Here is an 11,504-nt window from a genome sequence, read left to right on the forward strand (position 1 = left end):
TGGGAACCCGATCCGCAACGGGAAAACCCGACTAACCGTGATGAATTATTCTTGCTTTACCAACAGGCATTAGCCGATGAACCCGCAGTAACTATTCAAGGAAACTATCAGCAGAGGTTAACTCAGGCTATAAATACGATAGATCAGTTGCTTCCGTAACTTTTACCTAATACTTTTGTTATTCAATTAGCGAGCAGCCATCGGCTGCTGGTTACAGATAAGGGGGTGCCTTAATATAACGGGCTGAGATTATACCCTTACTACCTGATCTGGGTAATGCCAGCGCAGGGAAAGTAGAAAGCGAAAACCGCTTTCACAAGTCATTTTATTAAAACGTACTATGAAAATCCTAGCTATTTTTTTGCTAGTAGGCTACTTGTTTCCAGTATCTGTTTGGGCACAAACCTCGGTATATGGCACAGTAACTGATGCTTCCTCCGGCGAACCTTTAGTGGGGGCTAACATTCAAGCAGTATCTACTCAATCAGGTACCGTCGCTGATTTAAACGGAAACTATTCTTTAAAACTAAGCCAAGATACCGCTACCTTACAAATTAGCTTTGTGGGCTATCGAACGCAGCAAATTAAAATCAGCGGAAGTAGCAATTCAATTGAAAGACTTATTACGTTATCACCTTCCGCTTCACTAGAAGAAGTGGTCATACAAGCCATTCGGGCGGATCGGCAGGCCCCGGTGACCCAAACCACGGTGGAGCGCGAAACCATTGAACAACAATACGTGGGGCAAGATGCCTTATTTGTACTGGAAGAAACTACCCCGTCAATATTGACCTACTCCGAATCGGGAACGCGATTGACTAACTACGGACAAATGCGGCTACGGGGTATTGACCAAACCCGGATTAATATGACCCTAAACGGAGTGCCGCTTAACGACATGATCGATCAAGGAGTGTTCTTCTCTAATTTTACTGACTTTGGGAACAGCATCTCTTCAGTACAAGTACAGCGGGGAGTGGGAACCACCACCAATGGAACGGCTTCCTACGCAGGTTCTATCAACTTTGAGTCAGTGAATTTGGATGATAGCGTAGCAAGTGCTGAGATTCAACTGACGGGTGGTTCTTTCAACACTTTACGCGCGAGTGGTGAGGTGAAAACCGGAAAATTAGCTAATAATTTAGCTTTCTATACCCGCTTTTCCCGCACTACGTCCGATGGTTATCGTAATCATACCGGTTCCCGTTCCTACTCTTTTTTCTTCTCGGGTGGATACTTTGGTAAGAAAGACCTAATTAAGCTAACGGCTTTTACCGGACGAAGCAAAAACGAATTAGCCTACCTCCCCGTGGCCCTACCTGATATTCAGCGCGATCCAAAAACAAACTATGTATCGGAGAACGATACGGACGATTTTGGTCAGCATCTGGTTCAGTTGCAGTATACTCGTATCTTAAATTCGCGTACCTCTTGGGTTTCTTCTACTTACTACGGGGCAGCTGGGGGCGACTTTCCAGCGGGTTTTTCCGATGAAAACGAAAATTTTACTCAAATTAACTATCCGTTATTCAACGACCACTATGGGTTCATGACCTATTTGAATCATACATCGTACAGTGGCCGGTTCAATGTAAACGGTGGACTGCATGTTTACACTTTCCAACGAGAGAATATTGAAGCGGTGATTGTGCCGGCTACTGCCGAACCATACTACCAAGATCAATCTCAGAAAAATGAATTTAGCCTGTTTGGAAAAGTAGATTACGAGTGGAACAAGTTGATGCTTTTTGCTGATCTGCAACTTCGTACCGTTAGCTTGAATTTGACTCCCGATGAGTCATTTCTCGGTCAAAACGCCAGCATCCCTAACCGTACCTGGACATTTATCAACCCGAAAGTGGGAGTAACCTACCGCTTCACCCCGTTGATTGATGCTTACGCTTCGTTCGGCCACAGTGGTCGGGAACCTACTCGGTTTGATATTTTGGGTTCTACTCAGATTAATGCATTCAACCTGGCGAGTGTGCAAGATGAGAATTCAGTACAAGCAGAATATGTGAATGATTTTGAAGTTGGAGTACGAGTTCATCGAGGCAAACTGGCCGGGCAAGTCAACCTATTTTATATGCAGTTTGAAAATGAAATTGCGCCCATTGGCGAAAACATTCCCGAAGGCTTCGTGCAGCTAAGAAAGAATGTGCCAAACAGCTACCGGCGCGGTATTGAGCTGGATGGAAAATATACTCCGACCGATCGGTGGACCATTGCGGGTAACCTGACCTACATGCAAAGTAATATTGATGAGTTTGCGCCCGATGGCAGTGATCAGATCTTTCTCGACGTTGAACCGATTGTTAGTCCCGAATGGCTGGTGAATGCTTCGGTAGGCCATGAATTTACTAGCTGGCTAGGAGCTTCGGTGAGCGGCCGTTATGTTAGTGAATCTTTTCTGGAGCCAACCAATCAGGCTGACTTAATGCTTCCTTCGTTCTTTGTGATGGACGCGCAGGTGACCGCAAAATTTAGAAAGCACGAGTTAAGTATTCATACTAATAACTTGTTTGACACGGAGTACTATAGCTTTGGCCAACCTGTAGAATATGAGGGGCAAACTGTGCCTGGTTATTTTGTCCAGCCACCCCGTCACGTCTACGCCATTCTTCGACTTCGTTTTTAAGATAATGAAGGAATTAATGACTGATAACCAATTAACAATCAGTAACTAACAATTAAACAACTCACTCTATCACCAAAACAAAACACACTAAAATATGAAATTATCCCTAGCCTTAGATTGGTCACCCAACAGTTTACACGCAGGCTATTTTGTAGCCGAAGCGAAAGAATTTTATAAAGACGAATCGCTAGATGTGACATTCGTTAACCCGGAAGACGACAACTACGCAAAGACTCCTGCTAAAAAATTAGCAGATAAAGAAGTACACTTAGCAATTGCTCCTTCTGAAAGTGTAATTAGCTTTAATACATTGAAAGAATCAATTCCACTAACGGCGGTGGCGGCGGCTTTACAGAAAGACGCTAGTGCTATTGTAGTTCGAGCCGATAGTGAGATTAAACGTCCGGCACAGCTTGATGGAAAAATATTTGCTTCCTACAATGCCCGCTTTGAAGATGATATTGTGCGCCAACTTATTAAGAATGACGGTGGGCAAGGCAACATTCAAATTTCTAATCCTGCCTATCTGGAAATGTGGCGTACGGTAGCCGATGGTTCTTCTGATGCCACCTGGGTATTTCTACCCTGGGAAGGGCCTAAGGCAAAAGTAGAACAGAACTTGCTATTCCGCGCCTTTACGTTAAAGGATTATGGTATCCCCTACGGTTATTCCCCGCTCCTTATTACTCACACTGATTTTATTTCTGAGGAAGAATCGGCGATTCGAGCGTTTTTACGAGCAGCAGAAAAAGGCTGGCGTTATGTTGCAGAAAATCCAGAAGAATCTGCCGAGTTATTACATAAGGAGTTTAGCCATACTAACTGGCAAGACTTACCTATGCTGAAAGAATCATTACAAATGCTGGCACCGTATATTCTATCTGACAAAGGTCGCTGGGGATTTATGGATGGTACTCGCTGGCTAGATTTTGTGGAATGGATGATCGAGAGCCAGGTATTAAAGAATGTAAACGGCGTGCCGATGAATATTGGGCAGATTGATACTTCCATGTTCTATACCAATGATTTCTTCAAGTAGGGGAATGTAAAAAAGTGTAATCTTACGCTAAACCTTTCATGGGAAGGTTAACTGGTTGTATTTATACTCGCTTTATTCGACTTTTAAGTCCGGCGATTAACCAAATGCATGCGAGTATTTATACTCAGTATAACGTATTACCTCACTCTAGGAATTAGTTTAGCCAACGCTCAGTGGCAGCTACAGGTAGTTGGTAGTGACACTGAACTGGCGTTTTTAAGGCCGTACCTTCCCTCCTCAGATTTTCTTAGTCGAGCGGAGACACGTCAAGCAGCCAACAATATAATTACTGAACTTCAGCAGGCCGGCTATTTCCAAGCGTATATTGAGCTACTGCCACCGAAAGATAGTTTAGAGTATCGAGTTACTATTCACGCCGGAAATTCTTTTCGGTGGGCGTATCTCCAGCCCGGTAATCTAGATCCTCTTCTGCAAGCTTATTCCGGTTATCGGGAAGAGTTATTTTTGCGGCAGCCTTTCCTCTACACCGATTTTCAGAAACTAGTGAATAACTGTTTGGAATACACCGAAAACAACGGATATCCGTTTGCTTCAATACAACTGGTAGACGCTGAAATCAAAAATCAAGAGGTTTCGGCCACATTAGCTTATCAGTCGGGTCCGCTGATTCGTTTTGGCGAGCTAAATATTGAGGGAACCGAGAAAATAAATCCTGAATTTCTGGAAGCCTATTTAGGTATTCAGACGGGAACAATTTATAGTGGGAAGAAGGTTGCTCAAATTTCTTCTCGCCTACAGCGACTGCCTTATTTAATGCTTACTGGGCCAATTGAGACAAAATTTCAAAATGAGGCAGCTGATTTGTACTTACCATTGGCCTACCAAGCTAGTAGTCAAGTAGACGGTATACTGTCGGTGCTTCCCGCCGAAGGGCAGGGGGGAGGAGTACTTTTAACGGGTGAACTAAACGTTTTGCTTCGCAATTTGAGCCGTTCCGGTAAAATGTTTTCGCTAAATTGGCAACGATTGCAAGTGGCATCTCAACAACTATCTCTAGAATACAGCCATCCTAACGCACTACGATCGCCTCTAGGAGTAAATATTAATTTTAATTTGCTGAAAGAAGACACCCTGTTTCTTAATCAGCAAGCGAAACTAGCACTCTCTTACTTAATTAGTGGAAACCATCGGGTTGAAGTATTTGGCGATTGGCGTAGCAGCCGACTCATTGGAGAAAATACAACAACAACTGACTATAATATTCCATCACTAGCCAACACTGCAGTTAAGGGAGGGGGAATAGGTTACAACTGGAGTCAGGTTGATGAGCTACTATTTCCCCGGCGAGGGTATCTATTAGCCTTGGAAGGTCGGCTAGGGCAGAAAACTACTTCCTTTTGGATGAGCGAACCCCTTCAAGCTGGTCAGTTAACTCAGCACTCAGAAGCTAGCTTGCAGTGGGCGGGCGAACTTTCTTTTGCCCAACATTACATGGTTGGACCCGCGTTAGGAATATATAGCCGGTTGCAAGGTGGCGGCTTGGCCGACAACCAGCTATTTGCCAATGAGCTTTACCGTTTGGGTGGCCTCCGAAACTTACGAGGCTTTGCTGATAAAGTCTTTTTTGCATCGCAGTACGTCCTTAGTAATCTTGAGTTACGTTGGCTATTAGAGCCAGAAAGCACGATTCCCTCGTATTTATTCGCATTTTACGACCAAGCCTGGATGCAACAGCAAGGTCAGCAGCATAATACTATTGATACCCCTTTGGGAATGGGGGCGGGTATCAGTATAACTACACGAGCGGGACTGTTCAGTTTAGCCTACGCTTTAGGAAAATCGCAAAACCAAACGTTGAGCTTCTCTGCTTCTAAGGTACATTTTGGCTATATTAGCCGCTTCTAAACCGCGTTCTGTTAAAAACTTACGCGTTAGAGAAAGATAAGTGTTAGCTACGGTACGATTCGTGTAACCATACAAAGCGAAATGGCCAATAAGAGAAGTTTATTATTGAGTGTTTTATTTCTACTAAGTATGCCTCTGTGGGGACAGTCATTAGAGGAGGTATCTGAATACTTTGTAGTAAAAGATCTGCGACAGGATTGGCTCACCGTAGATGAATCTAATCGCTATGTCCCTTATGTTAGCGGGCAGAAAAAAGGAGTGGTAGTGGGCTTGCCGTTAAATTTAGCGCGTTTTCAAGGAAACCATATTCGCTGCTGTGTACCGCGTAATAGCTCGTTATTTATTGATCAGCAATTGGTTAGAAACTTTGATCAATCGGATTGTATTGTTCTCAATATTGATAGTCTACAAAACCAGCATGCTGAAATGGTTTTTCTGACGATCTTCCAAGCGCAGAAGGACTTCGACCGTGTGCATGTAGAAGTAGTGAGCTTTGGTCAGAATTTAGCCGAAGAAAATCCAGTATTGGCTAGAGCAGTAGCCGTTAAAATGAATTTCTTTATAGTGGGAATACTCATCTTACTAGTCTTTTATGCCGTACTTAAGCATCAGTATGGAAAGAACTTCAAGGTAATATACAATGTTTCTCGCATCTTCTCCTCCAAAGTACGAGAAGATGACACTCGGGTTAGGCTGGTTACAGAGGCTCATATTGCTTTTCTTATACAGTATTGTCTATTGATTTCTTTTTTGCTAATTATTGTCGTTCCACCTACTACTGAGCTTCCCTATATTATCTCTTATATTTCATTTCCTCCGTCTAGCTTTTCTGAACACTTACTACTCTGGGTAGAGCTTGCACTTATTGTACTCGTTATTATTTTAGTAAAATATCTACTGCTCATGTTGTTGGGTTCTTTGTTCCGGTTGCGGGTTATGAAATACCTGCATATGTTTGACTTTATGCGAATGTCATTAGTGTTCTGGACAGCAGTATTTTTTGCGGTAATTTGCTTTTATCCTAACCTTCAATTTCATACAGAAATCTATTTACAAAGCTTAATTTATGGGTTTTTACTATTTGCACTATTCCGAATAGTTATCTTGTATTTTCGCTTATCTCAGAATGCTTCGTTTAGAAATATATATTTATTTTCATACATTTGCGTTGCAGAAATTATCCCACTACTAGCTGGGCTTGAGTTACTTATAGGTTAAGTATTTATTCCATAAATAGTAGAATTAATTTGAGCTTGGTTGCGTTTCATTACTAATGGCACGTTCACCCAGTACATGGAGTTTTTCCGTATTTTACGTAGTGCAGCACTACGTTACTGATTCGATCAACTATTGATAATTTGTAATAAAAACTAGAGGTATACGCATGAGTGATAGTAAGATTAACAGTGAAAGACTTTTTCCAGTAAATAGCATTCTCGTATCCCAGCCTGAGCCACAAAATGGTAAATCACCCTACTTTGACTTAGCTGAGAAATACGATACTAAAGTGGATTTTCGCCCTTTTATTGAAGTGAAACCCGTCAACGTAAAGGATTTTCGCAAACAAAAAATTGAGATACTTAATCATACGGCCATTATTTTTACCAGTCGTAATGCGGTAGATCATTTCTTCAATATTTGCGCGGAGCTGAAAATAGAAATGCCCTCTGATATGAAGTATTTCTGCATATCGGAGCAAACGGCTAACTACCTACAGAAGTATATCGTAATTCGCAAGCGCAAGATTTTCACCGGTTTTCGCACCGCACAAGATTTAATTGAGATACTAAAGAAGCACAAGGATGAGAAATACTTATTTCCGTGTTCTAGTATCCGAAAAAACGATATCCCTGACTTCTTGAAAGATGGTGAATATAAGTATACTGAAGCCGTTATGTACGAAACGGTGGCGGCCGACTTATCGGATTTAGAAGATGTCTATTACGATATTATTGCGTTCTTTAGTCCGTCAGGTATTAACTCTCTTTTAGTAAATTTCCCGGACTTTAAGCAGAATAAAACGCGTATTGCTGCATTTGGACCAACGACAGCCAGCGCAGTTCGCGATGCCGGATTGGTTCTAGATATTCAAGCTCCTATGCCTAATGCTCCATCTATGACCGGGGCACTCGAGTTTTATATAAAAGAGGCAAACAAAAAGCTTCAGCAAGAGGTGAAAAAATAATACTGGATGGTTAGTACAATTCTGCGAATAAGCATACGTTGTATGGAAAAGTACATTTCTACTCGAAAAAAATAAGCGTAGAATTTTACTTTTAGGCCTAATTTAGAGTCTTTTAGGTATGAAAAAATCGCTTATTGTACTTGTTTTCCTGAGCATTGGTTATGGTATATCCTACGGACAGCAAAGTGCCCAGTTCAGCCAGTACATGTTTAATACCTTATTTTATAATCCTGCCTATGCTGGTGTAGAAGGGGTCACTACTATTACGGCATTTCACCGAACTCAATGGGCAGGGTATCAACCTACTACCGGAGATGTTGGTGGGGGTATTAATACGCAAGTAATTAGTCTTAATACTCCAATTTTGAAGCTAAGGAGTGGATTTGGACTGCATGTTGTCAACGATCGAATTGGACCACTCACTAATCAAGAAGCGCAGGCTTCGTTTGCTTATCATTTAGGTGTAGGTTCTGGAAAGCTTAGCTTAGGTGTTCGGGTTGGTGCTTTTTCTCAAACTATTGATTTTGATCAGTACCGCTGGGTAGATTCTAACGATAAACTTCGCCGAGCTGGTCGTGATTCTCAGATGCGCCCTGATTTTTCGGCGGGTGTTTTTTATCGAGCTCGTCAATTCTACGCGGGAATTGGTTTTAAACATTTAGTAGATACGCAATTTAATCTTGGAGGAATAGATACGCTGAATAATCCATTACAGAATCACATGACAGTTATGGCTGGGTTCGACTATGAACCAACGTATAAATTGCGATTAACGCCATCATTTTTAGTACAGTCTGATCTAAATACTTATTCATTTGATATTGGAGTAATGGCTACGTACGACGATACCATGTGGGGCGGATTATCTTATCGCCAGCAAGAATCTATTATAGGTATGATTGGATATAGCTTCTTTCGAGATAAATCATTAAAACTAGGGTATGCATTTGACTATACAGTAGTCGCCCCAGAGGCTAAAGCTACCTCATCGCACGAAATTATGGTAAGCTATAGTTTGCCGGTCTCTTCAGGTGGTGAAAAGAAAATTATTAGAACTCCTCGCTTTAGACAATAGAGCATTTATTTAAAATATACAACTGATTATTGGTATATTTAAATTTTTTTGCTAAAAACAGGAAAATATTACAAAGCAGGAATTCTTAGGTTTTTAGTTCGTTCTTATTACGAACATTTACAATATTTGTGTTCGTGTTAACGTGTATGTTATAAACAATTTGTGTTATGTGTAAAATTACTCGATGCAGCAGTGCTGTCTTATCTATCTGTGCGCTAATTGCGTTACAGGGCTGTGGCCTCTTCGGAGGTGGCGGGGATGACTTCGGGCAGCTTGTCGGTGTGCAGGGTCGCGAATACGATGGCATGCCAACCCCGTATGGCATGGTAAAAATTCCTGCCGGAACATTCCATATGGGGCAAGCCGACGAAGACCCTATTGCTACCCAAGTAAGCTTTAATAAGCAAATTACTATTGGGGGCTTTTTTATGGACGATACCGAAATTACCAATAATGAGTATCGTCAGTTTATCCAAGAACTTCAGGAAGGAGAAGGAGAGTACGAATTCCTATTGGGAAGAGGTGCGAACTTCGTGGATGAAGAGCTATACCCTGATACTACGGTATGGCAACGTAATTATACCCATCATATGGGTGATCCGCTAGTACAGTACTATTACTCTCATCCCGCGTTTGATAACTACCCAGTGGTAGGGATTGACTGGGAAGCTGCCAAAGTTTTTTGTCAGTGGCGAACTGCTTATTTAAATGAGTATCGCGAGAGCAATGGTATGTTTATCATGCCTAACTTTCGACTTCCTTCTGAAGCTGAGTGGGAGTACGCTGCCCGTGGTGGTCGCGATATGGCTAAGTACCCCTGGGGAGGGCCATATATTCGGAACTCAAAAGGTTGTATGTTGGCTAACTTCAAACCAGGGAGAGGAAACTATTTTGACGATGGTTTTGCCTACACCGCTCCGGTAGCCGCTTATTTCGCGAACGACTTCGGGTTATACGATATTTCCGGTAACGTAAGCGAATGGTGCGAAGATGCTTGGAATCCAGCGTCAACGGCTATTGTTTGGGATTTGAATCCAACGTACAATGATCCTAACGAATTTCGGAAGGTAGTTCGAGGCGGGTCTTGGAAAGACGTATCGTTCTTTCTACAAACCGGTGCTCGTACTTTTGAATACAAAGATTCTACTACAGCTTACATCGGCTTCCGTTGCGCAATGACGTACATTGGCCGTTCAGCAGGTAACGAATTCAATTAATCATATAATCAAATATTAACATTCTATTTCTAAAACTTTTAAAATCATGGCAAAGAAAAAAGGTGGATTTTCAGAATTATTGTACGGTAGCATTATGCCCAAAATCTACGGAATTGGAGCAGCTGTCGTAATTGTTGGAGCAATGTTTAAGATTCTACACTTGCCCGGTGCAGGTCTTATGTTAGGGGTAGGTCTTACTACTGAAGCAATTATCTTCTTATTCAGTGCATTTGAACCTAAGCACGCTGAGTACGACTGGTCATTGGTTTATCCGGAATTAGCCGGTGATGCTCAAGCAACTACTCGTAAGCAGATTTCTAACGGAAAAGGTGACTCTGTTTCCAATAAGTTAGATACTATGCTGGAGAAGTCTAAAGTAGGTGGCGAACTAATTGATAGTTTAGGCCGAGGAATGCGGAACTTATCTGAGTCGGTAAATAAAATCGGAACTATTACTGATGCGGCGGTAGCTACTAATGAGTACGCGAAAAATGTGAAAACAGCGTCTCAGTCGCTCACCAACATGAATAAGTCGTACGAAACTACGATTACAGCTATGTCGGAAATGACTTCAGCTAGTAAAGATGCTAAGGAGTATCACGCTCAGGTGCAAACAGTAACCAAGAATTTAGCTTCGCTAAACGCAGTTTACGAAATGGAGCTTCAAGATGCTAACAGCCACTTGAAGTCAATGAACAAGTTCTACTCAAACTTGAGTGGTGCTATGGAAAATGTAGCTGAAGCTAGTAAGGACGCCGAGCAGTTCCGTACCAATTTCTCATCGTTAACCGGCAATATTGCTTCGTTAAACAAGGTGTACGGCAACATGTTGAACGCAATGAAGGCGTAATTAAAAAAATCAATTTTAAACGCTAAAACAGGACAACATGGCAGGAGGAAAAGAAACCCCCCGGCAGAAGATGATTGGTATGATGTACTTAGTACTGACCGCTCTTCTCGCCCTACAGGTAAGTAATACGATTCTCGATCGGTTTGTATTTATCGATCAGAGTCTTGACCAGTCAGCTGAAAGTTACAAAGTGAAAAACAGTGGCACGGTAGACCGTATTCGTGGCGCAGTGGAAGAAGCTGGAAATCGTGAAGAGGATGTTGCTGTGCTAAAAAAAGCCCAGCAAGTACGAGCTAAAACTAACGATGTAGTTAACCAGCTGAATGAGTATCGATCAACATTCGTGGAGAACACCGGCGGTACCGAAGAGAATGGTACCTACGTAGGTGGTAAAAACGAAGACGAAATTGCAAATTTAATGATTCGTCAGAAGCAAGGCGATGAGTTAAAGAAAGTGCTAAACGAATACGCTCAGTTTGTCGCTAAAGAATCAAATACTGCATTTGAACCATTGGCATTAGACGGACGGGAAAATCCGGTTTTTAAGGATAATCCTGATCAGAACAAGAAGAGTTTTGCGGAGCTTAACTTCCAAAATACTCCAATGGTAGCCGGACTAGCTACGTTGAATGAT

Annotated in this window: 8 protein-coding genes, 1 pseudogene and 1 riboswitch; all 9 genes and pseudogenes read left to right on the forward strand. The window is 42.1% G+C overall.

Annotated features, from left to right (window positions below):
* The first annotated feature begins 211 nt into the window (after positions 1-211).
* Positions 212-308: riboswitch (TPP riboswitch) on the forward strand.
* Positions 309-340: 32 nt separating this feature from the next.
* On the forward strand, positions 341-2,638 hold the full coding sequence (locus WBA23_RS18730) for a TonB-dependent receptor (protein ID WP_424583808.1): 2,298 nt from the start codon (positions 341-343) through the stop codon (positions 2,636-2,638).
* A gap of 94 nt (positions 2,639-2,732) precedes the next feature.
* Positions 2,733-3,677, forward strand: coding sequence for an ABC transporter substrate-binding protein (locus WBA23_RS18735; RefSeq protein WP_424583809.1), 945 nt, complete (start codon positions 2,733-2,735; stop codon positions 3,675-3,677).
* A gap of 108 nt (positions 3,678-3,785) precedes the next feature.
* On the forward strand, positions 3,786-5,543 hold the full coding sequence (locus WBA23_RS18740) for a POTRA domain-containing protein (RefSeq protein ID WP_424583810.1): 1,758 nt from the start codon (positions 3,786-3,788) through the stop codon (positions 5,541-5,543).
* A 129-nt stretch (positions 5,544-5,672) separates the two neighbouring features.
* The gene (locus WBA23_RS18745; protein WP_424583811.1) at positions 5,673-6,761 is read left to right on the forward strand and encodes a DUF4271 domain-containing protein; all 1,089 of its coding nucleotides are present in this window, start codon (positions 5,673-5,675) and stop codon (positions 6,759-6,761) included.
* Between the two features lie 166 nt (positions 6,762-6,927).
* The gene (locus tag WBA23_RS18750; RefSeq protein WP_424583812.1) at positions 6,928-7,728 is read left to right on the forward strand and encodes a uroporphyrinogen-III synthase; all 801 of its coding nucleotides are present in this window, start codon (positions 6,928-6,930) and stop codon (positions 7,726-7,728) included.
* A gap of 118 nt (positions 7,729-7,846) precedes the next feature.
* On the forward strand, positions 7,847-8,803 hold the full coding sequence (locus tag WBA23_RS18755; protein ID WP_424583813.1) for a PorP/SprF family type IX secretion system membrane protein: 957 nt from the start codon (positions 7,847-7,849) through the stop codon (positions 8,801-8,803).
* A 167-nt stretch (positions 8,804-8,970) separates the two neighbouring features.
* Positions 8,971-10,020 (forward strand): SUMF1/EgtB/PvdO family nonheme iron enzyme, encoded by a 1,050-nt coding sequence (locus WBA23_RS18760; RefSeq protein WP_424583814.1) that lies wholly within the window; start codon positions 8,971-8,973, stop codon positions 10,018-10,020.
* Positions 10,021-10,066: 46 nt separating this feature from the next.
* Positions 10,067-10,870 carry a gliding motility protein GldL gene (gene gldL / locus WBA23_RS18765; protein ID WP_424583815.1) on the forward strand — a complete coding sequence of 268 codons (804 nt, stop codon included), beginning with the start codon at positions 10,067-10,069 and terminating at the stop codon, positions 10,868-10,870.
* A gap of 37 nt (positions 10,871-10,907) precedes the next feature.
* Positions 10,908-11,504, forward strand: a pseudogene (locus WBA23_RS18770) (gliding motility protein GldM); the annotation flags it as partial.

The organism is Tunicatimonas sp., assembly GCF_049647865.1.
Taxonomy (GTDB): Bacteria; Bacteroidota; Bacteroidia; order Cytophagales; family Cyclobacteriaceae; genus Tunicatimonas.